Source organism: Acinetobacter sp. PC34 (assembly GCF_051789135.1).
Taxonomy (GTDB): domain Bacteria; phylum Pseudomonadota; class Gammaproteobacteria; order Pseudomonadales; family Moraxellaceae; genus Acinetobacter; species Acinetobacter johnsonii.
The window spans coordinates 1,695,584-1,720,852 of the sequence record NZ_CP196664.1 but is presented as its reverse complement, the minus strand read 5'-3'; the positions used below and the strand labels follow the sequence as shown (position 1 = coordinate 1,720,852).

The 25,269-nt window shown below is 42.6% G+C and carries 23 protein-coding genes and 1 riboswitch; of the genes, 8 read left to right on the top strand and 15 right to left on the bottom strand.

Annotation, left to right across the window (positions count from 1 at the left end):
• The first annotated feature begins 35 nt into the window (after positions 1-35).
• On the top strand, positions 36-872 hold the full coding sequence (locus tag ACSC9N_RS08310; RefSeq protein WP_010326660.1) for an NAD(P)-dependent oxidoreductase: 837 nt from the start codon (positions 36-38) through the stop codon (positions 870-872).
• Positions 873-1,033: 161 nt separating this feature from the next.
• Positions 1,034-2,032: a cysteine synthase A gene (gene cysK, locus ACSC9N_RS08305; protein WP_010326661.1), complete on the top strand. Its 999-nt coding sequence runs from the start codon at positions 1,034-1,036 to the stop codon at positions 2,030-2,032.
• 61 nt (positions 2,033-2,093) lie between these two features.
• Here the strand turns inward: cysK and ACSC9N_RS08300 are convergent, their stop codons facing one another.
• Positions 2,094-2,705: a TetR/AcrR family transcriptional regulator gene (locus ACSC9N_RS08300; protein WP_004693224.1), complete on the bottom strand. Its 612-nt coding sequence runs from the start codon at positions 2,703-2,705 to the stop codon at positions 2,094-2,096.
• 521 nt (positions 2,706-3,226) lie between these two features.
• Here ACSC9N_RS08300 and ACSC9N_RS08295 point away from each other — a divergent pair.
• From ACSC9N_RS08295 to ACSC9N_RS08270, 6 genes are all read left to right on the top strand, one after another.
• Complete coding sequence (locus tag ACSC9N_RS08295) at positions 3,227-4,399, top strand: thiolase family protein (RefSeq protein ID WP_010326662.1); 1,173 nt, start codon at positions 3,227-3,229, stop codon at positions 4,397-4,399.
• A gap of 319 nt (positions 4,400-4,718) precedes the next feature.
• Entirely contained in the window at positions 4,719-5,612 is an 894-nt protein-coding gene (locus tag ACSC9N_RS08290; RefSeq protein ID WP_010326663.1) for a LysR substrate-binding domain-containing protein, read from the top strand.
• A 144-nt stretch (positions 5,613-5,756) separates the two neighbouring features.
• A riboswitch (guanidine-I (ykkC/yxkD leader) is annotated at positions 5,757-5,860 on the top strand.
• A 27-nt stretch (positions 5,861-5,887) separates the two neighbouring features.
• A complete protein-coding gene (locus ACSC9N_RS08285) occupies positions 5,888-6,628 on the top strand; it encodes an urea amidolyase associated protein UAAP1 (protein ID WP_010326664.1) in 741 nt (246 codons plus the stop codon).
• 17 nt (positions 6,629-6,645) lie between these two features.
• Positions 6,646-7,296: an urea amidolyase associated protein UAAP2 gene (locus tag ACSC9N_RS08280; protein WP_010326665.1), complete on the top strand. Its 651-nt coding sequence runs from the start codon at positions 6,646-6,648 to the stop codon at positions 7,294-7,296.
• A gap of 5 nt (positions 7,297-7,301) precedes the next feature.
• The gene (gene uca / locus ACSC9N_RS08275; protein ID WP_010326666.1) at positions 7,302-10,907 is read left to right on the top strand and encodes an urea carboxylase; all 3,606 of its coding nucleotides are present in this window, start codon (positions 7,302-7,304) and stop codon (positions 10,905-10,907) included.
• 211 nt (positions 10,908-11,118) lie between these two features.
• On the top strand, positions 11,119-11,586 hold the full coding sequence (locus tag ACSC9N_RS08270) for a hypothetical protein (protein ID WP_010326667.1): 468 nt from the start codon (positions 11,119-11,121) through the stop codon (positions 11,584-11,586).
• A 63-nt stretch (positions 11,587-11,649) separates the two neighbouring features.
• Here the strand turns inward: ACSC9N_RS08270 and accC are convergent, their stop codons facing one another.
• From accC to catC, 14 genes are all read right to left on the bottom strand, one after another.
• On the bottom strand, positions 11,650-13,011 hold the full coding sequence (gene accC / locus ACSC9N_RS08265; RefSeq protein WP_005399493.1) for an acetyl-CoA carboxylase biotin carboxylase subunit: 1,362 nt from the start codon (positions 13,009-13,011) through the stop codon (positions 11,650-11,652).
• Between the two features lie 16 nt (positions 13,012-13,027).
• A complete protein-coding gene (gene accB / locus ACSC9N_RS08260) occupies positions 13,028-13,447 on the bottom strand; it encodes an acetyl-CoA carboxylase biotin carboxyl carrier protein (RefSeq protein WP_010326668.1) in 420 nt (139 codons plus the stop codon).
• A 16-nt stretch (positions 13,448-13,463) separates the two neighbouring features.
• Complete coding sequence (aroQ, locus tag ACSC9N_RS08255; RefSeq protein ID WP_010326669.1) at positions 13,464-13,919, bottom strand: type II 3-dehydroquinate dehydratase; 456 nt, start codon at positions 13,917-13,919, stop codon at positions 13,464-13,466.
• A 1,090-nt stretch (positions 13,920-15,009) separates the two neighbouring features.
• Positions 15,010-15,786, bottom strand: coding sequence for a 3-oxoadipate enol-lactonase (gene pcaD, locus ACSC9N_RS08250; RefSeq protein WP_010326671.1), 777 nt, complete (start codon positions 15,784-15,786; stop codon positions 15,010-15,012).
• 99 nt (positions 15,787-15,885) lie between these two features.
• Positions 15,886-17,091, bottom strand: coding sequence for a 3-oxoadipyl-CoA thiolase (pcaF, locus tag ACSC9N_RS08245; protein WP_010326672.1), 1,206 nt, complete (start codon positions 17,089-17,091; stop codon positions 15,886-15,888).
• Positions 17,092-17,342: 251 nt separating this feature from the next.
• The gene (locus tag ACSC9N_RS08240; protein ID WP_010326673.1) at positions 17,343-17,993 is read right to left on the bottom strand and encodes a 3-oxoacid CoA-transferase subunit B; all 651 of its coding nucleotides are present in this window, start codon (positions 17,991-17,993) and stop codon (positions 17,343-17,345) included.
• Positions 17,994-18,006: 13 nt separating this feature from the next.
• Complete coding sequence (locus tag ACSC9N_RS08235) at positions 18,007-18,687, bottom strand: 3-oxoacid CoA-transferase subunit A (RefSeq protein WP_010326674.1); 681 nt, start codon at positions 18,685-18,687, stop codon at positions 18,007-18,009.
• A gap of 27 nt (positions 18,688-18,714) precedes the next feature.
• Positions 18,715-19,947 carry a benzoate/H(+) symporter BenE gene (benE, locus tag ACSC9N_RS08230; RefSeq protein WP_010326675.1) on the bottom strand — a complete coding sequence of 411 codons (1,233 nt, stop codon included), beginning with the start codon at positions 19,945-19,947 and terminating at the stop codon, positions 18,715-18,717.
• A gap of 53 nt (positions 19,948-20,000) precedes the next feature.
• The gene (benD, locus tag ACSC9N_RS08225) at positions 20,001-20,786 is read right to left on the bottom strand and encodes a benzoate diol dehydrogenase BenD (protein ID WP_010326676.1); all 786 of its coding nucleotides are present in this window, start codon (positions 20,784-20,786) and stop codon (positions 20,001-20,003) included.
• A gap of 15 nt (positions 20,787-20,801) precedes the next feature.
• Complete coding sequence (benC, locus tag ACSC9N_RS08220; protein ID WP_010326677.1) at positions 20,802-21,818, bottom strand: benzoate 1,2-dioxygenase electron transfer component BenC; 1,017 nt, start codon at positions 21,816-21,818, stop codon at positions 20,802-20,804.
• Positions 21,819-21,908: 90 nt separating this feature from the next.
• On the bottom strand, positions 21,909-22,418 hold the full coding sequence (benB, locus tag ACSC9N_RS08215; RefSeq protein WP_395475140.1) for a benzoate 1,2-dioxygenase small subunit: 510 nt from the start codon (positions 22,416-22,418) through the stop codon (positions 21,909-21,911).
• On the bottom strand, positions 22,415-23,812 hold the full coding sequence (gene benA, locus ACSC9N_RS08210) for a benzoate 1,2-dioxygenase large subunit (RefSeq protein ID WP_130235425.1): 1,398 nt from the start codon (positions 23,810-23,812) through the stop codon (positions 22,415-22,417). The genes benB and benA overlap by 4 nt, the downstream gene beginning before the upstream one ends.
• 78 nt (positions 23,813-23,890) lie before the next feature.
• On the bottom strand, positions 23,891-24,811 hold the full coding sequence (gene catA / locus ACSC9N_RS08205) for a catechol 1,2-dioxygenase (protein WP_004979728.1): 921 nt from the start codon (positions 24,809-24,811) through the stop codon (positions 23,891-23,893).
• A 145-nt stretch (positions 24,812-24,956) separates the two neighbouring features.
• Positions 24,957-25,247: a muconolactone Delta-isomerase gene (catC, locus tag ACSC9N_RS08200; RefSeq protein WP_010326680.1), complete on the bottom strand. Its 291-nt coding sequence runs from the start codon at positions 25,245-25,247 to the stop codon at positions 24,957-24,959.
• Positions 25,248-25,269 lie beyond the last annotated feature (22 nt).

Genomic DNA, 25,269 nt, shown 5'->3' with positions numbered 1-25,269 from the left:
TGAGTCTGAATATTGCATTTATAGGACTTGGGGCAATGGGCTGGCATATGGCCTCCCATTTGCCAAAACTGGGTCATCCTGTTTGGGTGTGGAATCGCACAGCGGAAAAAGCTGCTTCACATGCGCAAACTTTTGGTACTTTGCAGGTTGAACTCCAACAAGCGATGCAAGCCGATGTGATATTTTCATGCTTACCGACCAGTGCAGATGTTGAAGCTTTAATGGCGTTATATCCACCCAAATCTGGCAGTTTATGGGTGGATTGTACCAGTGGCGTGCCTGAGTCTGCGCAGCGAATTTCCACTGATTTGGCAGCACGTGGAGTAATTTACTTAGATGCACCTGTTTCGGGTCAAACCATTGGTGCTGAACGCGGTACTTTGACGGTTATGTTGGGTGGTAATATCGCTGGATTTGAAAGGGCAAAACCTATTATTCAGGCATTTGCAGGGCTGATTGAATACGTTGGGGAAAGTGGTGCAGGCTTTGCGGTTAAGGCGGTGAACAATACGCTCATGGCAACGCATTTATGGGCACTGTCTGAAGGTTTGTCTATTTTGAAGAATCGAGGCGTTGACTTGGCTGGAGCATTGAGTTGTATTAATCACTCCAGTGGTAAAAGTATCATGTCTGAAACGGTGATGGCGCAAAAAGTTTTGAGCCGAACTTTTCAAAAAACTTTTGCTTTAAACCTGTTGCAAAAAGACATTGGTATTGCGATGGATCTGGCCGAAGAAGGACAGATGAAAACACCTGTTTTTCAAGTGACACAAGAACTGTTCTTAAAAACAGATCGAGAACAGGCTGCACAAGTAGATTTTAGCGCGGCCGTTACACAGTTAGAAAAGTGGAATAGTGTAAGGCTCGTTTAAGCTGGTCGCGCGGGAGAAAAGCATGGGAAAACTCATGCTTTTTCTGTTTAAGTGATTTATTTATCAAATAAAAACATAAGCCCAACCAAATGTCAGTTTGCATTTAAAAATCAGGGTATGATAATGAGTGGATCATTAAAAACAACATAGGAAACATTGGTATGAGTACTGACTCAGCTTTTCCAACGCCTAATAATTTAGGGATAGCGGTTTATAGTAATAATGCAGAAGCGATTGGTAACACACCATTGGTTCGTATTAACCGAATTATACAAAGTCCAGCCACCGTTTTAGCCAAAGTTGAAAGCCGTAATCCTGCATTTTCAGTAAAATGTCGTATTGGGGCTGCGCTGATTGCGGATGCGGAAGCACGCGGTGTGCTGAAAGCAGGAATGCACATTGTCGAACCAACCAGTGGCAATACAGGCATTGCTTTGGCATTTGTTGCTGCTGCAAAAGGTTATGCGTTAACCCTGACTATGCCATCAAGCATGAGTATCGAACGTCGTAAAGTGATGAAAGCTTTGGGCGCAAATTTGGTTCTCACCGATCCTGCAAAAGGGATGCGCGGTGCGGTAGAAGAAGCACAGCGTTTGTTGGATGAAAATCCTGAAACTTATTTTTTGCCACAACAGTTTGAAAACCCAGCAAACCCAGCTATTCATGAAGCAACCACTGGCCCAGAAATTTGGGATGCAACAGGTGGTAAAGTTGATATTTTAGTTGCTGGTGTCGGGACGGGCGGTACGATTTCAGGGATTTCAAGCTATTTTGAAAAAGTAAAAAAACAAGCCTTGTATTCAGTTGCGGTAGAACCTGCTGAATCGCCGATTATTGATCAAACCAAACGTGGTGAAACTTTGACGCCTGGACCACATAAGATTCAGGGCATTGGCGCTAACTTTATTCCTAAAAACTTAGACCTCGACTTGGTTGATGAAGTGATGCCCATTGATGCTGCTACAGCAATTGATTGGGCGCGTAAAACAGCAAGTCAAGAAGGTATTTTGGTGGGTATTTCAAGTGGTGCAGCGATGGCAGCAGCAGCTGAACTTGCTGCACGCCCTGAAAATGCAGGTAAAACCATTGTAGTAATCTTACCTGACGGTGGTGAACGTTATTTATCTTCAGTTTTGTTTGAAGATATTTCCGCAGACTAATTAAATATATGAAAAAAAAGCTAAACATAAAATGTTTAGCTTTTTTATACCGTTTAGAAGCTTAAAGGGCTGCGTGTGAAATTTTATCAGGTGTCATGAGGGCTTGGTTGACATACAGTTTAATCAGACGCTCACGAGAACCGATTGATTTTTGATAATGCGTTGAATTGAGTAACAATGACGCACCGTAGGTCACTGTCCATACATAAGATAAATAGTCACGAATGGACATTGCGCTGTCTAAAGACTTTAAATAGTCAGAGGTCATGTCTTTAATTTCGATAATACGTTGTTCACGTATTTGGTAGAGCTTCTCAAAAAGTTCTTTGAGTTTACGTTCATTATTGGTTAAACGTTCTTCAATAACGTGCAGTAAAATCGTACGGTTCGAGTTCAACATATTATAAAGCATGTATTCGGAAACATACGTTTTAATATCATTGTTATGCTTTTGAGAAATTTCTAGCAGGCGAGTTTCATTCAAGATAATCAGCTCTAAATAAAGTTGATTTTTACTTTTGAAATGCTTGTAGATCGTACCCTTCGCAATATCGAGTTCCGTTGCTAATTCGCTTAAGGTGATGTCTTGATTATTGTCTAATAATAAAGTCTCAGCCATGGCTAAAATTTTCTCTTTGCGTAATAGAAAATTTTGTTGGCGTACTGAAGTCATTGGCTTATTCCAGTGTATTCCATGAGAACTATAGAGAGGCTATTGAACTTGGTTGAAAATGAAAATGCAACTAAGGTCTTGGATATTACTACAATCGTTTTAAAAATATCCACTTGTTCAACAATAGAAATAAATTCAGGAACATTTTCGCATTTCGTTGTCAATAAATTTGATCTCTAGAGATCAAATTTGGGCCATTGCATTCCTTTTTCGTGATTTTTACACTATTGTCAGTATAGCCACTGTGTTCTTAGAGACGAGAACCTTTAGTGCTCAAGCCTCGAATGCAGTGCGGGTTGATAAATGGATCATCTGTCGTATGGAAAGATGTCTTATTCACGTGTGTTTATTTTAATGTCTTTATAGATGACTCGCTTTGAGACGGTAGCACTATGAAAAACATTAAAATAAGATCTGAAACGATTAACCCCTTTGCAATATGAAAAAATAGATAGGGAATGTCTTTAAGCCTTTTAATTGGGCTTAAAGTAAGTAAACAGCGAAAAAGGATGAAATAGAAAATGATTGTTATTGTAGACGGTGTACGTACAGCAATGGGTGGTTTTCAAGGTTCACTGGCGAGCTGTACCGCACCTGAACTTGGTGCGGTGACAATTAAAGAAGTGTTAAACCGTTCTGGCTTACAGCCGACCGATGTGGATGAAGTGATCTTTGGTTGTGTACTTCCAGCAGGTTTAAGACAAGGCCCTGCACGTCAAGCAATGCGTATCGCAGGTCTACCTGACTCAACGGGTGCAACAACCATCAATAAAATTTGTGGTTCTGGGATGAAAGCCGTCATGCAAGCGGCTGATGCGATTAAAGCAGGTTCAGCTGAAATTGTGGTGGCCGGTGGTATGGAGTCAATGTCAAATGCGCCGTACTTACTTGAAAAAGCACGCGCGGGTTACCGTATGGGACATGGTAAAACCACCGATCACATGTTCCAAGAAGGTTTAGAAGATGCTGAAACAGGTTTGTCGATGGGTGTACTTGCTCAAGAAATGGCAGATAAAAAAGGCTATACCCGTGAGCAGCAAGATCAGTATGCCATTGGTTCTTTAAATAAAGCGGTTGCTGCGATTCAAGGTGGTTTCTTTAAAGATGAAATCGTGCCTGTGACGGTAAGTAGCCGTAAAGGCGATGTTGTGGTTGATCAGGATGAACAGCCGCTCAATGCCAAAGTGGATAAAATTCCAACTTTACGTCCGGCATTTAAAAAAGACGGCACGATTACCGCGGCAAATTCGAGTTCTATTTCGGATGGTGCTTCGGCATTGGTTGTAACTTCATCCGAAGTTGCTGACGCACGTGGTCTTAAGCCATTGGCAAAAGTTGTGGCTTATGCAAGTAATTCCCAGCATCCATCTGAGTTCACCATTGCCCCTGTAGGTGCCATTGAGAAAGTTTTAGCCAAAGCAGGCTGGTCTGCGGGTGATGTAGATCTGTGGGAAGTCAATGAAGCATTTGCGATGGTCACAATGCTTGCCATTGATAGTTTTCATTTAGACCCTGCTAAAGTCAATGTGAATGGTGGCGCTTGTGCACTTGGTCATCCATTGGGTTCATCTGGTTCACGTATTATCGTGACTTTACTGCATGCTTTGAAACGTACTGGTGGGAAAAAGGGTGTAGCTGCTTTATGTATCGGTGGTGGTGAGGCGACTGCTATTGCTGTCGAGCTGCTAGACTAAAGCTGTAATATCCTTAGCTATGCCTGTGAAGAAAATGATTTAAATAGCTATAATTCGGCATGGTTGATTTCATCAAAGGTTCGATTGATTCGGGCCTTTTTTATTTTGTAAAATACATGCAGATCATGCGTCATAACTTTTCAGGGAAAGCATCGATTGTTCAGTACAGCTAAAGGTATAATTAATGTGCTTTTATTGCTGAAATGTCTGATATTAGACCTAGATGCCTGTAAAAGTAAGTTTTGAGCATTGGATCATCGCTATAATGGGTAGATGATGGATCGTCTACCATCACATACATATAAGGAACATTTTTTTCGTGTTTGAACTGGACTGTAAATTACTCAGTATCTTTTTTTACGTTTATAAGTTTAAAAGTGTGTCACTGGCGGCTGATCATTTAGAAATGAGTCAACCGACGGTGAGTAACATTCTGAATAAAATTCGCCAACATTATAATGATCCGCTATTTTTACGGATTGGCAATGAAATGGTGCCGACTGAGCTGTCGAAACAATTATTTCCATTGGTCAGTGAGGCTTTAAACAAGGTTGAAATCATCAATAACTTTACGATTGATTTTGACCAAGCCACTTCGCAGCAACAGTTTAGTTTGGCCATGACCGATGTTTCGCATTTGGTGTTGTTGCCGAAAATTTCGCAATACTTAAAGAAACATGCGCCGCATATTCGTTTGAATATCCGTCCGATCACCTCTGAAACCAGTTATCAAATGGCAAATGGTGAGATTGATTTGGCGCTGGGTTTTTTACCACAATTGGAAAATGGCTTTTATCAACAGCAACTGTTTGAGCAGTATTATGTGGTGATTGCCGCCAAAGATCATCCGCGTTTGACAGGTGACTGTATCAGCACAGCGCAGTACTTGGCTGAGTCACATATCGATATTGATGCAGGCATGGGACATTACCATATTGAAAACGAACTGCTCAATTTAGAACTAAAACGTGACATTTTAATGCGTTTACCGAGCTATTTAGGGGTAGGCTTGGTGGTACAAGAAACCGACGCGATTGCGACAGTCCCGTATTATTTAAGTGAAGTGCTGCTTTCACGTGGCAATTTAAAAATCTTTAATGCACCAATTGCCTTCCCAAGTTATGGGGTGAAGCAGTATTGGCATATGTCTTGTCATCACAAAACCAGTCATCAGTGGCTGCGTCACATGTTCCATGAAATTTTAATGAAGTAATTCTTAAAGTTTGATGCTTTTTAGTGCGCATAGCAAAAATATGCGTGCTTGAAATCTAAAGTGCCCATTTATTGCTCATAAATAGTATTACGAAGTTTAAAAATCGTAATACTAAATTGGCACAGCCTTTGCATCATCTAATCTGAAAGAGTGATCTAGGGTTCCGATACATATCTATTTTATGTATGTCTGCGACCGAGAGTTCACGGTTCGAAAGAGCTACACGGAGGGATAAAAGCCCGGGAGGTAAACAGTTACGATTTAGGCAGAAGCGCATGAGCACAATAACTTATCACGACGATAACGCACTATGGACTGAACTTTTACCGGGTGGGCATCACTGGTCTGGACGTATTCAACGCGGCACAGTCTTACAGTTTAAAGCCTTGGGGGCACAAGCCAACGTTTCTCTTTTCTGTGTCAACAGCGAAAATAAGCTCGAACGTTTTAATATGCCAGATAGCCTAAAGGCACAACATACGGCATTTCTAAGTACAGGGCATGTGTTGTATTCGGACTTAGGTCGGGTTATGGCTTCAATTGTTCACGATGATCATGGTTGGAATGATGCCTTATGTGGTCCGAGTCGCACAGAACAGATCCAAAAACAATTCGGCACTCAAACTTTTCAAGATACGCGAAATGAGATGTTTCGAAGTGGACGCGACAGCCTGTTACTTGAAATGACCAAATTCTCATTAGGTCAAGCCGACCTGTCAGCTACGGTCAACCTATTCTCTAAAGTTCGCCCTGATGATGCAGGCAACTTATCTTATATCGATGTCGATAATACCCATCAAACTATTGAACTGCGTTTTGAGATGGACTGTCTGGTGTTCTTATCTGCTGCGCCACATGGTTTGAGCCAAGCAGCAAAGTATCAGCCTGCCGATATTAAAATGCGCTTATTCAAAGCCTCCGCTTTAGCAACACACGATATTTGTCGTGATTCATGCCCACAAAACCAACGCGGTTTTCAAAACAACGCACGTTATTACGCATTTGATGCTGCTTAAGCCCGAGGAGAATACATATGACCAGTTTACAAGCATTTGATCAAACCGTTTTAAATGAAGTCTGTCCAGCGGGTGAGGCATGGATGTGTGAAGTCCAGAAAGGGCAGTATTTCCGCATTATTGACCTCGAAGGCAACCAAGCAGTCGATACTTTATTGATTTCTGCGAGCAATCCTGAAGAACGTTACAGCGCAACCGATACTCTAGCCATTAATCAGCAGATTTATCTAGAAAAAGGCACAGCTCTATATACCAACTATGGCAACAAAATCGCCACGATCCATGATGATAACTGTGGTCGCCATGACACCTTAGGCGGTGCTTGTTCATGTGAAAGTAACACCGTACGTTATGCACACGACACATTTCCGATGCACAGTTGCCGTAATAACTTTATGACAGCTTTAGCTTTGCACCCAATCGCGAAAAAGCATGGACTAAATGTTCGTCATATTGGGCCGAATATTAACTTCTTTATGAATGTTCCCGTGAGCAGTGATGGGCATCTCAAGTTTGACGATGGAATATCGGCGCCGGGTAAATATGTTGAAATTCAAGCAGAGATGGATCTCATCGTGCTGATTTCTAACTGCCCACAGCTGAACAACCCCTGTAATGCCTATAACCCGACCCAAATTCAACTGATTGTACGTGAAGGCAAGGAGTAAGCAGCATGTTTAAAAAAGTTCTCATCGCCAACCGTGGGGCAATTGCCTGCCGAGTAATTCGTACATTAAAGAATTTAGGCATTCAGTCTGTTGCGGTGTATTCAGAAGCAGACCGTGATTCCTTACATGTAACGTTAGCCGATGAAGCGGTATTTATTGGTGATAGTCCAGCCAGCCAAAGTTATCTAAATATTGAAAAAATTTTACAGGTCGCGAAAGAAACGGGTGCTGAAGCCATTCATCCAGGCTATGGTTTCTTGTCTGAAAATGTGAAGTTTTGTGATTTGTGTGAGTCACAGGGCATTGTGTTTCTAGGGCCGAATTCAGCGCAAATGCGGAGTTTTGGCTTAAAGCATACTGCGCGTGAACTAGCCATTCAGGCGAACGTGCCATTGTTACCGGGGAGCCAACTTTTAGCAGATGAAGCGGAAGCACTGGTAGAGGCGAATCGTATCGGTTATCCCTTGATGCTGAAAAGTACCGCAGGTGGTGGCGGTATTGGTATGCGATTGGTGTGGAATGAAGCAGAGCTTAAAGATGCTTATGCAACGGTATCTTATTTGGCACAAGCGAACTTTAAAGATGCAGGTTTGTATTTAGAAAAGTTTGTGGAAAATGCGCGTCATATTGAAGTCCAAATTTTTGGTGATGGCCAAGGTTTGGTTCTGGCTTTGGGAGAGCGGGACTGTTCAGTACAGCGCCGTAACCAGAAAGTAATCGAGGAGACTCCAGCACCACATTTAAATGCTGAACAACGTACTTATATTCAGGGTATTGCGGTTCAACTGATGCAGTCAGTAAATTACCGTTCGGCAGGTACGGTTGAATTTGTGATGGATACTGACACCCAGCAATTCTATTTCTTAGAGGTGAATACACGTCTACAAGTTGAACATGGCGTGACTGAACAAGTGTTTGGTGTAGACCTTGTGGAATGGATGGTTACTTTAGGTAGCGGTGACTGGACTGCGCCAACAGATACACTTGCACCTAAAGGCCATTCGATCCAAGTCCGTTTATATGCTGAAGATCCAATTAAGAATTTTCAACCCAGTGCTGGGTTATTGACTTATGTCGAGTTTGATCCGCAAGCGCGTAATGAAACATGGGTAGAAACAGGTTCAAACGTGTCTTCCTTTTATGATCCAATGATTGCCAAAATCATTGTGACTCACGAAAACCGTGAAAGTGCAATTCAGGCCATGAGCGATACTTTGGCAAAAACCTCAGTGGCAGGAATTGAAACCAATCTTGAGTATTTACAAAATATTATTGACTGTGAAGTGTTTAAAGCAGGGACACAGACTACACGTTTCTTAAATACTTTTGAGTGGAAAACCCAAAAAGTTGAGGTATTACAGTCTGGTATTCAAACGTCAATACAAGACGTCAATGGTCGTTTGGGGTACTGGGATGTTGGAGTGCCACCATCAGGTGCGATTGATCCACTATCGTTAAATGTTGCTAATCAACTATTGGGAAATCCATTTAATACCGCAGGGCTCGAATGTACATTACAAGGCCCAACTTTAAAATTCCATTGTGACAGCCAAATCGTGATTACGGGTGGCGACATGCTTGCGACATTGGATGGTGTCGACGTTGCCATGTGGCAGACCCTTAATGTTAAAAAAGGGCAAATTCTTAAAACAGGTAAAATCACCACAGGTTGTCGCAGTTATATTGGTATTAAAGGCGGATTCAATGTACCTGCCTATTTAGGCTCGCAAGCGACTTTTACTTTAGGTCAGTTTGGTGGTCATGCAGGACGGAATTTACTCATTGGAGATATGTTGCCCATTACGGCTTATACTTCAGTAGAAACCGTTGCACTTGGTGCAGCGCAGGTGCCGAGCTTTAGCCAGACTTGGCAAATTGCAGTGATGTATGGACCACATGGAGCGCCCGACTTTTTCACCAAACGCGATATTGAGCGCTTCTTTGAGCAAGAATTTGAAATTCACTTTAACTCAAGTCGTACAGGCATTCGTTTAGTCGGTGAAAAACCTGAATGGGCACGTACCGATGGTGGTGAGGCAGGACTACATCCTTCGAATATTCATGATAATGCTTATGCCATTGGCGCGATTGATTTCACTGGAGATATGCCAATTATTTTAGGGCCTGATGGTCCAAGCTTAGGCGGTTTTGTTTGTCCTGCGGTGGTGGTCAGCTCAGAACTATGGAAAATTGGTCAGCTCAAAGCGGGTGATAAAGTTAAATTTATCCCAATTTCTTATGATCAAGCACAAGTATTGAATCAAAAATATAGCGCAGCGTTAACCGCAGATACGACTGAAAATGTAGAATTTTCTCCAAGCTTTCATGCTGAAATGGAAACCCTCTCAGATGCAGTTTTAGCGGCCCAAAAAGGTGAGAACGTTAGACCTGATGTGATTTATCGTCCCGCAGGGAACAGTTATTTACTGGTTGAATATGGAGAGTTGGTTCTAGACCTCAATTTACGTTTCCGTATTCATGCTTTAATGCAATGGGTCAAAGATCAAAGTATAGAAGGGATTATAGACTTAACACCGGGTATTCGTTCGCTGCAAATTCATTTTGATTCATTGGTGCTAGATCAAAAACATTTATTGGACCTTTTACAGCATGCAGAAAGTGAATTGCCTGATGTGACCGCAATGGAAGTCCCGTCGCGCACAGTCTATTTGCCTTTGGCTTGGGAAGATTCGCAAACTCAGTTGGCGACTGAACGTTATATGCAAACAGTACGTCCAGATGCGCCGTGGTGTCCTGACAATGTTGAGTTTATTCGTCGTATCAATGGGCTAGACTCAAAGCAAGCAGTGAAGGATATCGTATTCAGCACCAATTATTTGGTGATGGGCTTGGGAGATGTGTACTTGGGGGCACCTGTGGCAACGCCGCTGGACCCACGTCATCGTTTAGTGACTACTAAATATAATCCTGCACGTACATGGACGCCTGAAAATGCAGTCGGTATTGGTGGCGCATATATGTGTGTCTATGGTATGGAAGGCCCGGGCGGTTATCAGTTTGTTGGGCGTACAACCCAAATGTGGAGTCGTTACCGCAAAAATCCAGACTTTGAACAAGGAAAACCATGGCTACTGCGCTTCTTTGATCAAATTAAATTTTATGAAGTGTCTGAAACAGAACTGATGCAAATGCGGGAAGACTTTAAAGCGGGGCGCTTAAAGCTTCACGTAGAAGATGGGGTTTTAAACCTAAAAGAATATAATGACTTCCTCATTGAAAATGCGGCATCCATTTCGAGTTTTAAAGCGGTACAGCAAGCGAACTTTGAAGAGGAACGCCGTCGCTGGCATGAGGCTGGTTTGGCTGAACATGTTTCTGAAAGCCTAGATGCTGTTTTAGATGACAGTGAAATTCAAATTCCTGAAGGTGGTTGTGCAGTAGAGTCGCATATGCCGGGTTCTATTTGGAAAATTGAATGTACCTCTGGAGACATTGTGGAAGAAGGGGCAACTTTGGCCGTGATTGAAGCCATGAAAATTGAAATTCCCATTATTGCACCTGAGCGGATGAAGGTTGAAGCCATTACCATTGCAAAAGGGCAAACGGTAAAAACAGGTCAGGTGCTGTTTACACTGGCACCTGTAGCCTAAACTCAAATATCAAGAAATACAAAAAAGACTGCTTAAGCGGTCTTTTTTCGATTCTGAAAGGAGAATTTATCTAGTACTGACAATAAATCGTTTTGTTAAATTAAGATTGCAACCCATAACAAAAAATAGATTGTTATGAAATGGTTATAAAATGATGTTTTGAATCAAAATATGCTAATTTAGTGAGACGCTTAAAAACATTATGGCTTGTATGAAAAAAACATTACTCGGCATGTTATTCATGTTAACTTCATCAGTGCTTATGGCAAATACACCAAGTCAGGCTGAGGATACTCAAGCATCAAATCAAAATAATATTCGTGTAACGACTCGCCCTGAAATTGTGGGCTTATGGGGAATGGAAATTCCAAATAATCGTAAATGCGTTGAATACTATAATTTTAAAAGTAATAGTGATGTTGTGATTAAAAGTGGGGAAGAATGGTCCACGGGAATTTATGATTACCAGCCATCTACCGATAAAAATGTACAACTGCCTGCTTTGATTTTACAGGTCAAATTTGACAATAACCAAGTGGATTGTTCTGGGTCTCAAGAAGATCAGACTGGTGAAATGTCTCAGTATTTTGTGAAATGGCAAAGTCCATCGACCATTAATTTTTGTGCCAATGATAAAGCACAACAATGTTTTGCAACACTACGTCGTGTGCTGCCTTAATTAATTCTTTTATAAATAAAAAACCGCGATTTATCGCGGTTTTTTATTTAAGAATCAAGACAATTATTTATCTTGATTTCCTTCAATTTGCTTTAACAAATGCTTTTCAAGGTAGTGAATATCCATTGCTTGTTCACAGAATTTTTCATCTTGAAGAATCAAATCTTTATGCAATGGAATATTGGTTTTAATACCGGTCAGAATCATTTCATCAAGCGCTTGACGCATGCGAGCAAGTGATGTTTTACGATCCTTACCGTGTGCGATCAGCTTCGCAATCATCGAGTCATAGTATGGCGGAATGCTATAGCCTTGATAGATATGTGAATCAAGACGAATACCTGCACCACCTGGCACATAAAAATTCTCAATTTTACCTGGTGATGGTAAGAAGGTCGTTGGATCTTCAGCATTGATACGGCATTCAATCGCATGACCTTTGACTTCAACTTGATCTTGTTCAATTTCAAGACCTAAGCCACCAGCAATGCGGAGCTGTTGTTCAATAATGTCAATACCTGTCACCATTTCAGTTACAGGGTGTTCAACTTGAACACGTGTATTCATCTCAATAAAGAAGAATTCACCATCTTCAAACAAAAACTCGAATGTACCTGCACCACGGTACTGCATTAATTTACAAGCATTTACGCAAGCTTCTAAAATGTCAGCACGTGCTTGTTCAGGTAAGTTTGGCGCAGGCGCTTCTTCTAACACTTTTTGATGGCGACGCTGTAAAGAGCAGTCGCGGTCATAGAGATGAATCGCATGGCCATTACCGTCAGCAAGAACTTGAACTTCAACGTGACGAGGTGTTTGTAGAAAACGTTCCATATACACCGTGTCATCGCCAAACCACATTTCAGCATCACGCTGTGCGGCTTGAACGGATTCAAGCAGGGTGTCGACACGTTCTACAATACGCATACCACGACCACCACCACCAGAGGCAGCTTTCACGATCAATGGGAAACCAATTTCTTTAGCTTCAGCCAGTGCATTTTGCGGTGTAACCGCATTTGCAGAACCCGGTACAGTTGGAACACCTGCTTTACGCATTGCAGTAATCGCAGAAACTTTGTTACCCATCAAACGGATGTGTTCAGGGCGTGGTCCAATAAAAATAAAACCTGAGTTTTCTACAATTTCAGCAAATTCAGCATTTTCTGATAAGAAGCCATAACCTGGGTGAATGGCATCTGCACCTGAAATTTCAGCCGCTGTAATAATGGCAGGAATGTTCAAGTAGCTTTCACTGCTCGCACCCGGTCCAATACATACTGCTTCGTCTACAAAACGTAGGTGCATTAAGTCTTTGTCGGCATCTGAATAGATTCCTACAGTCTTAATCCCTAAAGTTTTGCAGGCACGGGTGATGCGCAGGGCAATTTCACCACGGTTTGCAATTAAAACTTTTTGCAACATTATAAGTCCCCGTCTATTACGCGCGGTAGCGGAATAATGGTTGACCGAATTGGATCACTTCGCCGTTTTTCACTAAAATTTCTTCAACCACGCCGCTTTGCGTTGCTTCAATCGGGTTCATGATTTTCATTGCTTCGATAATACCAAGTGTTTCACCAGCAGTGATGGTTTGACCGACTTTAACAAATGGCGCTTCACCTGGGCTTGGAGCCGCGTAGAACACACCAACCATTGGAGAAGTTTCTACAGCACCACGTGGTGCTTTAGCCGCTGGAGCTTGAGCAACAGGAGCTGCCATAGCAACAGGAGCACCAGCTGCAACAACTGGACTACGACGAGTCAGTGCAATCGATTGATCGCCTTCTTTAACTTCAATCGCTTGTAAGTCAGATTCAATCATCAGGTCGATGAGTTTCTTGATTTTACGAATATCCATGTGACAGTATTCCTAATTATGATTGCGTAGAGGGTTGAATTTTAGTGAGAGCGTAATTGAGCGCAGCGCTATAACCTTGAGCACCTAAGCCACAAATAACGCCAACGGCTTTATCTGATAAATATGAATGATGTCTAAACGCTTCGCGCGCATGAACATTTGATAAATGAACTTCAATAAATGGGATGGCTACACCAAGCAGGGCATCACGTAGAGCAACAGAGGTATGCGTGAGTGCAGCAGGGTTAATAATAATAAATTGGACGCCATCCGCTTGGGCTTGATGAATACGGTCAACAATGGCACCTTCCCAATTACTTTGGAAAGTGTCGAGAGAAATTGAAGCATTTTCAGCTTGTGCAATGAGTTGCTGATTGATGTCGTTCAGCGTTAGAGAACCATATACTTCTGGTTCGCGCTTTCCTAGCAAATTTAGATTCGGTCCATGAATAACCAAAATGGTCGAACTCATTTAGCTTGCTCCATTTATAAATTGCAATATATCTTTGCAAGATGGCTGCAAAGTTTGCGTATTATGGCATAAAGTTCTACATTTTTTTTATAGTTTGTTTGAATTGACGTAGATGCTTAGTGCCAAACTTCGGCAATATAATGTAAATTTTGCAAGGAATTGGCAATGTTAAAAGATTACAAATTTTCGGATTATTACTCTTTTTTACATTGTAAGCCAAATTGACTAAAAGCAGCAGATTTGTTTTCGTTTTATGCCACAGGTACAACTCAAGTCTTGAAAAGAGGGCAACTCAGACTTCTTAGTCGGTAGCTCACGCTACATCAGATCTAGATCAATTCTTATATGACTAAACTGTATATCAAAATAAAACTAAAGTCTGATATGGTTTGTATATGTGCATTATCTGATCAATTTATTCCAGCTCTTTTGGCTGGCTGGACGACCATGATCAATACAGCTTCTCAGCTTTATTGGATCAATATTGAACTTGAAAAATATCACTTTCATCAATTAAAACATCAACTTGTTACGTTGAAATGTATATAGACATTTTTGTCTGTTGTTAAGGTCTATTTAGCTGATGCCATGATCTTTTAGAAAAAAACTGAAAAACTTGAAACAGTAAAAGGAAAATTCAGGTTTCTAACGGTGTTTTTCAGCATCCTCTTCACTGAAAAATTTTGCCGTTAAATAAGCAAAAAACTGTAGAAAAATTGCTGAGTAGTGGAATGTACTGAAAAAATATCCTCTTGTTGAGTATTGGCTTTTGCTGTGCGAGAAAATTTATAAAACAAAACGATTGGCTATTTTGCTCATTTTAACTGGGTAGATGTGGCTATACATGATGGGATCTAGTGAGTTTAGGATTGGCAATAAGTGAAATTCTGAAGATATGATTTTGAAATCATAATAATTTCAGTTTGTTTTATATACAATTTTTGAGTTTTGATGATTTTAAGAGGAAAAATAGAATGAACCAAAGCCAGCATATTTTTAATAATGAGTTTTAAGCATTCCTATCGCTTTCTTTAGATAGGTACGAAAAAAACAGCCCATGTAGGGCTGTTTTGAGTTCAGACCTAGATCATTAAGCAATAAAGTCTAAGATGGCCTGATTGAAGGCTTTGGGCTGTTCGATATTTGAAATATGAGAGGCATCGATTTCAAATAGGGCACTACTTCGGATGTGATTCACCATGTACTGTGCATCTGAGACTGTTGTTACGGGGTCTTTACGCCCTGCAATAACAAGTAAAGGCACGTAAATACTTTCGAGTTTTTCACGTAAATCCGCTTTAGCCAAAGCTTCACAACAACTCGCATAACCTTCTGGGCTGCCAGCACCTAAGTCGTTTGAAAGCGCTGCTACAGTTGCTGCGTTGCTTTGGATAAAGGGTTCGGTAAACCAACGGCTCGCAGCCGTTGATGCAATGGGTTCTAAACCTTGGGTGCGTACTAATGATGCGCGATCATTCCATGCCTGTTCATTGCCAATTTTGGCAGAGGTATTACATACAATGGCACGGTGAAAACGTTCAGGTTTATGAATGACTAACCACTGACCTGTAAGTCCGCCCATTGAGATACCGCAAAAAATGGCTTTCTCAATGTTTAAATGATCCAGTAAATGGATCAGGTCTAGACCAAGTTGTTCAATATCATAAGGCCCTTGAGGCGCAGAAGACCGGCCATGCCCGCGAGTGTCATAGCAAATCACAAAATAATTTTTCTGGAAAAAAGTAATTTGTGGTTTCCACATGTTGAAGTTCGTGCCTAGCGAGTTTGAAAAAACGATCGCGGGATTTTTTGGGTCACCAAAAGTTTGATAGTGAATTTCGGCATTATTTGAAGTAAAACTTGGCATATGCTTTTCCTTAATTCATTAAAAATTTTGAGTGTTTCCACTGTTGTTATCAGCAAAAAGTGTTATGAGCAAAAACACCACGTCAGATCAGAAGAAGGGTTAAACCCGCTGAATAATCATGGCAATGCCTTGACCAACACCAATACACATTGAACACAGGGCATAAGTGCCACCGGTTTGTTCCAATTGATTCAATGCAGTTGTCACCAAACGTGCCCCTGAAGCACCGAGTGGATGACCAATCGCAATCGCACCACCATTCGGATTCACTTGTGTGGTGTCATCCGCTAGACCTAGGTCACGTGTAACGGCCAGTGCTTGTGCCGCAAAAGCTTCATTCAGTTCAATCACATCCATCTCCTCGATTGTGAGATTGGCTTGTTTGAGTAACTTTTTGATGGCAGGTGCTGGTGCAAAGCCCATGATGCGCGGTTCTACACCCACTGCTGTTGAAGCAATGATTTTGGCACGCGGTTTAAGCTGGTACACTTGAATCGCTTGTTCTGAAGCAATCAGTACAGCAGCCGCACCGTCATTGATGCCTGATGCGTTTCCTGCAGTGACGGTGCCTTCTGCTGTCACGACTGGCTTCAGTTTTGCCAAAGCTTCCAAGGTGGTTGATGCACGTGGATGTTCATCCGTGTCGACCACAATCGGATCACCCTTACGCTGTGGAATATTCACAGGGATGATCTCATGCGTAAAAAAGCCTTGAGCTTGCGCGGTTGCGGTGCGCTGTTGACTCGCCAAGGCAAACTGGTCTTGATCGGCTCGATCAATATTAAATTGTTGTGCCACGTTCTCCGCGGTTTGCGGCATGGTCTCTACACCATACATCGCTTTGAGCTTAGGATTAATAAAACGCCAGCCCATAGTGGTGTCTTCAATCTTCTGGCTACGGCCATAAGCGGTTTCTGATTTACCCATGACAAAAGGTGCACGAGACATACTTTCGACGCCACCTGCGATGATTAAATCTGCTTCGCCGGCTTTAATTGCACGGGCTGCCATCGCAATGGCATCTAGGGATGAACCACATAAACGGTTTACGGTCGTGGCTGGGACTTCAACTGGTAAACCTGCCAACAATGCTGACATACGTCCGACATTACGGTTGTCTTCACCCGCTTGGTTGGCACAGCCGTAAATCACGTCATCGACTTGGCTCCAATCTACGCTTGGATTACGTTGTATTAAGGCTTGAATCGGCACTGCGCCCAAGTCATCGGCACGCACTGGAGCGAGTCCACCTGCATAACGGCCGAATGGGGTACGGATGGCATCGATGATATAAGCATTTTTCATTTTTAATCTTGTCCTTTAAAACGGGACTCTGCTGACAGATCAACTGTATCTAGTCACGACGGAGTCTTACCGTGTTCAGTCAAATAGAAGTAGCTCGTTCTCGTCACTTTTTTAAAAAAGTGACCAAAAACGTTGTCATCAACAAAACCTGTTCACTCACAGCAATTTTCCACTGCTGTTGCAAAAACAATACTTTTAAAGCGCTCGACAGGTTGTTGATGACTATAAGCTCTAGCAAATTTTTCTGAAATTTACAGTGTCGCATCCACTAAAGTTGCACCGGTCATTGCCTGCAATTCTGCAAAGCTTAAGCCGTGGACTTTCTCAATCACTTTTAAACCGTCTGCGGTGACATCAATCACACACAAGTCGGTGTAGATGCGATCAACACATTTCAAACCTGTTGCTGGGTAGCTCAGTTCAGCCACAATCTTTGGTTCACCTTGTTTGGTCACATGGTCGGTGGTGATAAACACTTTCTTGGCACCAACGGCTAAGTCCATCGCACCACCGACAGCGGGAATCGCATCAGGCGCACCTGTATGCCAATTGGCCAAGTCACCATTGGCTGCCACTTGGAAGGCACCTAATACTGCGATATCTAAGTGACCACCACGCATCATGGCAAAAGAATCCCCATGATGGAAAAAGGCACCACCTTGCAGCATGGTCACATATTCTTTACCTGCATTGATCAGTTCAGGGTCTTCTTGACCTTTTTCAGGTGGTGGACCAAAAGCCAATAAGCCATTTTCAGAATGTAAGAACACGTCTTTGTCACTTGGCAGGTAACTGGCAATCTTGGTCGGTAAACCGATGCCTAAATTGACATAAGCACCATCTGGAATATCTTGTGCGACACGTTCTGCAATTTGGTTACGGCTGAGTTTTTGATAGCTCATGATATTCTCCCGATTACACAGCAACAGGTTCAGGTTGAACCTGTACCACGTGTTGAACAAAAATACCTGCGGTGATGATGTGTTCAGGGTCTAATTCACCCAAGTCCACCACTTCAGACACTTGTGCAATGGTTACACCTGCGGCCATGGCCATAATCGGGCCGAAGTTACGTGCCGATTTGCGGTAGACCAAGTTACCCCAACGGTCGCCTTGTTGTGCTTTAATCAAAGCGAAGTCGGCTTTGATTGGATATTCCAACACATAATCTTTCCCGTCGATGTGACGGGTTTCTTTGCCTTCAGCCAATAAGGTACCGTAGCCAGTGGGGGTAAACACTGCACCAAGTCCCATACCTGCGGCTTGAATACGACAAGCCAAGTTGCCTTGAGGCACCAGTTCCAATTCGATTTTGCCTGCACGATAGAGTTCATCGAAGACCCAAGAGTCGGACTGACGCGGAAACGAACAGATGACTTTTTTCACAGCACCCGCTTTGAGTAGCTTGGCTAAACCATAGTCGCCATTACCAGCATTGTTGCTAACGATGGTGAGGTCTTTAATGCCGAGTTGAATTAAGCCATCGATCAGTTCAGCAGGTTGTCCTGCGGTACCAAAACCACCAATCATGATGGTGGAACCATCCTTTATTTGCGAAAGTGCTTCTGTTAAAGAAGCTGAACTTTTATCAATCATAATATTGTCCTAGGCACAGCGTACCTATTAACTTTTGGAACTTGGATTTGAGCTTGGAGTTGAAGCTAAAGCTGAAATATCAGGACTACGTTTACTTAAAATTAGATGCGCAGTTAAACCAATAACGATGCCCCAAAAAACGGAACTTAGACCTAAAAAGTGCATACCTGAAGCTGTAGCTAAAAAGGTAATGAGTGCGGAATCTCGTTGAGATTCATCTTTCATGGCTACAGCGATATTGGTTGAAATTGCACCTAATAAAGCCAAGCCAGCCAAAGCAGCAACAAGCTCTTTCGGTAGCAAGCTGAAGAGCAGAACGATACTGCCTGCAAACAAACCACCTAAAATATAGAAAATGCCGTTAGCAACGCCTGCGATATAACGCTTTTCTTTTAACTCATGCGCATCTTTGCCCATACACAGTGCAGCCGTAATTGACGCTAAAACAATGGTGATACCGCCGACACATGCAACAGCTAAAGACGCAATACTGGTGGTGGTGATAATCGGCTTGGCAGGCATGTCATAACCGCTCAGTTTCATGATGGCCATGCCCGGTAAAAACTGTCCTGTCAGGCTGACTAAAATCAAAGGCAGGGCAAGGTTTAAGGTTGAGTGCCAAGTCCATTCAGGGCTAATGAACTGAGGAATAGCAAGTTGGAAATCTAAACTCACCGCATTCATTTCACCAAGCCCAAAGCTCAAGGCCACACCTGAAAGCAGTACCCAAAGCATGCTATAACGCGGTGAAATTCGTTTTGCGACTAAAAAGACAAACAGCATGCTAAACACAATAATCGGCATGCTGTTAGTGGCACTAAATAGACCTAAACCAAACTGAAATAGAATACCTGCCATCATTCCAGCGGCTACTGACTGCGGAATCCATTTCAATAATTTATCGAAGTAACCACTGATCCCGATCAGAAAAATCACCACGGCTGAGGTAATATAAGCGGCTACAGCTTCATTCAGACTAATATTCGGGAACAGGGTGACCAATAAAGCCGTACCTGGCGCAGACCATGCGGTAATCACAGGGACTTTGAACTTAATGGAAAGAAAGATTCCTGCCACGGCTGCTCCAATAGAAATACCCCAAATCCATGAAATCATCATGGCCGGGGAAACCTGAGCTTGTTGCGCAGCCTGAAAGAAGATAATGAGTGGTCCTGAATAGGAAATCAGCACGGCCAAAAATCCTGCGACAGTGGCTGAAATAGACCAATCTTCTTTCAAAGTTTTAAACAGGGTAGCCATTCATTTGCCTCCATGCAGACATGATCCTGTATATAAAATAATGTAACAATCAATTAACCTTGATCGCCACCGCCGACAGGAACAACTGTACCTGTCATATATGACGAATCATCTGAAGCAAGGAATACAATCGCATTCACTTGTTCCTGAATCGTGCCATAACGGTTCATAAAACTACGATCAATAGTTTGATCGACCACTTGTTGCATCCACGACTTTTCATTTTCAGACAGTGGATTTGCATTACGTGGCACTTTACGCGGCGGCGCTTCGGTTCCACCTGTCGCAACTGCATTCACTCGGATCCCATCTTTGGCATGCTCAAAAGCAAGTGATGCAGTAAGGGCATTAACCCCACCTTTGGATGCCGAATAAGGCACACGGTTAATGCCACGAGTCGCTATAGAAGACACATTTACAATCGTACCTTTCTGATTTTTAATCATTTCAGGTAAAACAGCACGACAACACCACAGCGTTGGAAATAATGAACGATTTACTTCTTTGATGATTTCTTCTTCAGAAAACTCTTCAAAAGGTTTCATCCAAATTGCACCGCCGACGTTATTGATGAGCACATCGACACGGCCATAGACTTCAAGTGCTTTGTCTACAACACTTTGAGCACCTGCGAAGGTTTCAAGGTTGGTTTTGACTGTTATTGCATCGCCTTGATGTGCTTCAATTTCTGCTAATGTTTCATCGACATAGTCAGATAAGTCGGCTAAGACAACTTGCGCACCTTCATCCGCCACTTGGAGTGCAACACCGCGACCAATGCCTTGAGCGGCACCAGTCACAATCACGACTTTGTTTAAAAATCTTTGACGATCAGACATGATAAGTGGCCCCAATCAGTTTGCAGAGAATTTTTCAAACAGGAAGTTTGCAGGTTTTACACCTTCGCTATCTAACCAACCACGAACGGCATCAACCATAGGGACAGGACCACAAAGGTAGACATCAACATCACCGCCATTGAGCCATTCATTGTCAATGTGCCCAGTCACATAACCTTTACGCTCATGCGCAGAGTCTGGACTTGCAACCACAGTACGGTATTCAAACCATGGGAGTTTAGCTTGAAGTGCATCCAGTTGTTCTAAAGCAACTAAGTCGAAGTCATTGGTGACACCAAACACCAAACGAACAGGGTGTTCAGCGCCTTTTTCTTCTAAAATCTGTAGCATAGACATAAAAGGGGCAATACCTGTACCTCCCGCAAGCATGACAACAGGACGAACCACATTACGCAGGTAGAAGCTACCAAATGGACCTGTAAAGGTCATTTTGTCGCCAGTTTTGGCAGCACTACTTAAAAAGCTACTCATTTTGCCATTCGGCACATTACGTACCACAAAGCCAGTTAAACGGTTGCCCGGTTTCGAGCTAAATGAATAGGAACGAGTTTCTGCTGTCTCTGGAATTCCGACGTTGACATATTGACCAGCAAGGAAGTGAATGTCAGGTTGACCTTCATCAAGCTGAATATCAAAAGTAATGGTCGATTCTGATAAGTTTTCAACAGCGACTAAAGTGCCTTGATACTGATGAATTTCGGTTTTGCAGACTTCAGATGAAGCTTGAATTTGGAATACGGCATCCGAGCTTGGACGGCATTGGCAAGCCAAAATATAGCCTTGTTCCGCTTCTTCTGGTGTTAACGCATCTTCAATATACGTCTCTTCAGGCATGTCATAACTACCAGATTCGCAAAATGCACGGCAAGTCCCACATGCACCATCACGGCAGTCTAGCGGAATGTTAATTTTTTGGCGGTAAGCGGCATCTGATAAAGACTCACCTTGAGTCACGGTAATAAAACGCGTTACGCCATCTTCAAATTGAAGTGCAACATTGTGGTTTGACATGGCTGAATATCCTTTAAAAACGTTGAAACTTGGAACTTTCAGCCAAAACTCCATTTGGCTGAAAGCATACTAAGGATGTGTGGCTAAAACTTAGATGTGATAAACATCAATCACTTGGTTGATGTAATCGTTTTTCAGTACCACGTATTTACTTAAAATTTGTGGTTTTTCACCTGAAAAGTCGATTTCATAACGCGACATACCAAAGTAGCTATAACTGGTTTTGTAGCGGAAGCTCAGCGTATTCCAGTTAAAACGGACGGTAACTTTGTCGCCATCACGCTCAATCACTTCGATATTGTTCACATTGTGACAAGTACGTGTGTCTGGCATGGTCGCAGAAGAGCGTTCAGTTTTAATCCGGAACACACGGTCTTCTAAACCTTGGCGGTCTGGGTAGTAAATCAGTGAAATTTCAGACTGCGGATCTGTAGTCAGGGTATCGTCGTCATCCCATGCAGGCATCCAAAATGATGCAGAAGGGGCATAACATGCAAGCCAATCATCCCATTGCTCATCATCTAAAAAACGCGCTTCTTGATATAGAAACTGACTGACTTGTTCGATACTAACGGTGTTGAGTGTTGTAGGAGCATTCATGCCACTTCTCCTTGTTCATTTGCAGTTTCAACAGCCAATGCCTTTTCATTGGCAATTGCAATTTTCATCATGTCTAACCAGTGTTGGTGCTGTGCAAGGTAGAGGCCTTCATCTTCAGTTTTCACACCTGAAAGTTTTGGTTTTAGATCAATTTCATTGGCAGCATCATCTGGGCCATGAATCCAATGTTTTGAACCGCGGCACATATCATTCCATTCCAGTTCAATGCCTGCGTAACCTGCTTGGCATGCACGGAATTCTTCTAAATCATCTGGTGTAGCCATACCTGAGGCATTGAAGAAGTCTTCATATTGGCGAATACGGCGTGTACGTGCTTCCGCGTTTTCGCCTACAAGGGCAATACAGTAAATCGTGACTTCAGTTTTATTGACTGAAATTGGGCGCAGTACACGAATTTGAGAACCGAATTGATCCATCAAATAGACATTTGGATAAAGACAAAGGTTGCGTGAGCGCTCAATCATCCACTTCGACATTGCTTCGCCAAATTTTTCAGAGTATTCGTTGGCTTTCGGGAAGTTTGGACGGTCTTCTGGGTTGGCCCATTGTGTCCAAAGCAGCATGTGACCATTGTCAAAACCGTATGAACCACCGCCTTGTTTACCCCAAGCGCCTGCGCTCATAGCACGGATGTTGTCACCCGCTTGTTTTTCTTTACGTTGTTGGGTGGTCGCTGCATAGTTCCAGTGCACCGCAGAAACGTGATAACCATCTGCACCATTTTCTGCAGTGAGTTTCCAGTTGCCTTCATAAGTGTAGGTAGACGCGCCACGTAAAACTTCAAGACCTTGTTCAGACTGATCCACAATCATGTCAATGATTTTGCTGGTTTCGCCTAAGTATTCTTCTAAAGAGGGGACATCTGGATTTAAGCTACCGAACAAGAAACCTTTATAGTTGCCAAAACGTGCAACTTTTTTCAGATCATGTGAACCTTCATGGTTAAAACAGTCTGAATAACCTGCATCTGCTGGATCTTTAACTTTTAAAAGTTTGCCAGAGTTGTTAAATGTCCAACCGTGGAAAGGGCATGTATAGGTTGCTTTATTGCCACGTTTATTACGACAAAGCTGTGCACCACGGTGTGAACAGGCATTGATCATGGCATTGAGTTCACCATTACGGTTACGTGCAATCAGAATAGGCTGACGGCCAATATACGTCGTGTAATAGTCATTGTTATTTGGAATTTGGCTTTCATGTGCCAAGTAAACCCAGTTACCCTCGAAGATATACTTCATTTCTAGGTCAAAAAGGGCTTGATCAGTAAACACTGAACGATGAAGTTTGAATTCGCCTGTTTCAAAGTTGTCGACAAGTAATTCGTCGATACGATCGAGATGGCTAGTATTAATAACTGGGATACGTGGCATGTCCGTTCTCCGACTTTCCAAAAGTGAGGAAGTCCCCGAAATGCGACTTTGCAGTGGCTATTTCGGTTCCAAGGGTAATTAAGCGCTGGCGCGACGACGCTCAACTTCAGTTGATGGTGCAGCCGCTTGGTCTTTCACAAGTTCAACATTGAATTGAATGTGTTTGAATGGACCAGTTAAACCACGGCGCGCAATTTCGGCTTCATCGGTGATATCAACAGCGGTAGCCACTAAGCCTTCACGTGTTGCAAATGCAAAGTCATCCCACAGGTATTGGTCACCCTCAATGTTGAATTGGGTGGTTAACTTACGGTAGCCTGGCGCAGATACGAAGTAATGTACGTGCGAAGGGCGGTTACCGTGACGGCCTAACTTGTTCAATACAAATTGAGTTGTCCCTTCTGGTGGGCAACCATAACCAACAGGCATCGTGGTGAGAGCAACGTATTTACCATCTTGGTCACTCATGATTGAACGACGTAGATTGAAGTCTGATTGTGACTTATCGAAGAAAGAATAGTTGCCTAAGCTATTGGCATGCCAAACTTCAACTTTTGCACCTTCAATAATCTGACCATCAGTGTCAGTCACTGTCCCTTCAATAATTAAAGTCGGAATTTTGCCTTCTTCAGAACCATCATCCATACGTGCAAAACCAACCGATTCAGGTGCACCAGCTACGTATAAAGGACCCTCGATGGTACGTGGCGTTCCGCCTGTAATGCCTGCTTTGGCATCGGCTTCATCTGCACGTAAGTCGAGGTAATGCTCAAGACCAAGACCAGCCGCAAGTAAACCAAGTTCATTGGCTTGACCTGCATCCGTAAAGTATTCAAGACCTTTCCAAACTTCAGTTTGGCTCAAATCTAAGTCTTCAATCGCTTGGAATAAGTCACCCAATAGGCGAACCACAATTTGTTGAGTACGTGCGTCTACAGAACCGGTTGCTGTATCCACATTCATTGTTTTGACTAATGCATCAATCTGTTGACGATTCATACTATTGCTCCTTAAGTATGTTTGCTGTGTGGTGGCTAGCTTTATGAATAGGTTGAAAAGCTTAGCTGCCACGTTCCTTGTTAATTTCTTTCACTAGATCATTCATTAGGTTCCAGTGATTAAATTGCATAAAATCTTTTTTCAATTAACGATCATCTTCGCGAATAGACGATGGATGTCGGTTCAAAGGCATCACTTCAATGTTCATATACGGGTACAGGGGTAAACCTTGCAAAATGTTGTGTAGCTCTTCATTGCTGTCTACATCAAAAATGCTGATGTTTGAGTACTGACCTGTAATGCGCCAAATATGTCGCCATTTGCCTTGAGCTTGTAGCTCTTGCGAATATGCTTTTTCGACTGCTTTAATTTTACTGGCAGTTTCAGCAGCCATATCCAGTGGAATGTTTACATCCATACGTACGTGAAAAAGCATGTGTAACTCCTAAACGGTTAAG

What these genes read in the sequence shown, in the direction of transcription:
- benA (WP_130235425.1), bottom strand. Translation starts at nt 23,812, where the DNA reads ATGCCACGTATCCCAGTTATTAATACTAGCCATCTCGATCGTATCGAC.
- benC (WP_010326677.1), bottom strand. Translation starts at nt 21,818, where the DNA reads ATGTCAAACCACAATGTTGCACTTCAATTTGAAGATGGCGTAACGCGT.
- ACSC9N_RS08235 (WP_010326674.1), bottom strand. Translation starts at nt 18,687, where the DNA reads ATGATTGATAAAAGTTCAGCTTCTTTAACAGAAGCACTTTCGCAAATA.
- pcaF (WP_010326672.1), bottom strand. Translation starts at nt 17,091, where the DNA reads ATGAAAAATGCTTATATCATCGATGCCATCCGTACCCCATTCGGCCGT.
- ACSC9N_RS08285 (WP_010326664.1), top strand. Translation starts at nt 5,888, where the DNA reads ATGAGCACAATAACTTATCACGACGATAACGCACTATGGACTGAACTT.
- uca (WP_010326666.1), top strand. Translation starts at nt 7,302, where the DNA reads ATGTTTAAAAAAGTTCTCATCGCCAACCGTGGGGCAATTGCCTGCCGA.
- ACSC9N_RS08270 (WP_010326667.1), top strand. Translation starts at nt 11,119, where the DNA reads ATGAAAAAAACATTACTCGGCATGTTATTCATGTTAACTTCATCAGTG.
- ACSC9N_RS08300 (WP_004693224.1), bottom strand. Translation starts at nt 2,705, where the DNA reads ATGACTTCAGTACGCCAACAAAATTTTCTATTACGCAAAGAGAAAATT.
- benB (WP_395475140.1), bottom strand. Translation starts at nt 22,418, where the DNA reads ATGAATGCTCCTACAACACTCAACACCGTTAGTATCGAACAAGTCAGT.
- ACSC9N_RS08295 (WP_010326662.1), top strand. Translation starts at nt 3,227, where the DNA reads ATGATTGTTATTGTAGACGGTGTACGTACAGCAATGGGTGGTTTTCAA.
- ACSC9N_RS08280 (WP_010326665.1), top strand. Translation starts at nt 6,646, where the DNA reads ATGACCAGTTTACAAGCATTTGATCAAACCGTTTTAAATGAAGTCTGT.
- ACSC9N_RS08240 (WP_010326673.1), bottom strand. Translation starts at nt 17,993, where the DNA reads ATGAGCTATCAAAAACTCAGCCGTAACCAAATTGCAGAACGTGTCGCA.
- benD (WP_010326676.1), bottom strand. Translation starts at nt 20,786, where the DNA reads ATGTCTGATCGTCAAAGATTTTTAAACAAAGTCGTGATTGTGACTGGT.
- accB (WP_010326668.1), bottom strand. Translation starts at nt 13,447, where the DNA reads ATGGATATTCGTAAAATCAAGAAACTCATCGACCTGATGATTGAATCT.
- benE (WP_010326675.1), bottom strand. Translation starts at nt 19,947, where the DNA reads ATGGCTACCCTGTTTAAAACTTTGAAAGAAGATTGGTCTATTTCAGCC.
- catC (WP_010326680.1), bottom strand. Translation starts at nt 25,247, where the DNA reads ATGCTTTTTCACGTACGTATGGATGTAAACATTCCACTGGATATGGCT.
- ACSC9N_RS08310 (WP_010326660.1), top strand. Translation starts at nt 36, where the DNA reads ATGGGCTGGCATATGGCCTCCCATTTGCCAAAACTGGGTCATCCTGTT.
- accC (WP_005399493.1), bottom strand. Translation starts at nt 13,011, where the DNA reads ATGTTGCAAAAAGTTTTAATTGCAAACCGTGGTGAAATTGCCCTGCGC.
- aroQ (WP_010326669.1), bottom strand. Translation starts at nt 13,919, where the DNA reads ATGAGTTCGACCATTTTGGTTATTCATGGACCGAATCTAAATTTGCTA.
- catA (WP_004979728.1), bottom strand. Translation starts at nt 24,811, where the DNA reads ATGAATCGTCAACAGATTGATGCATTAGTCAAAACAATGAATGTGGAT.
- cysK (WP_010326661.1), top strand. Translation starts at nt 1,034, where the DNA reads ATGAGTACTGACTCAGCTTTTCCAACGCCTAATAATTTAGGGATAGCG.
- pcaD (WP_010326671.1), bottom strand. Translation starts at nt 15,786, where the DNA reads ATGCCAAGTTTTACTTCAAATAATGCCGAAATTCACTATCAAACTTTT.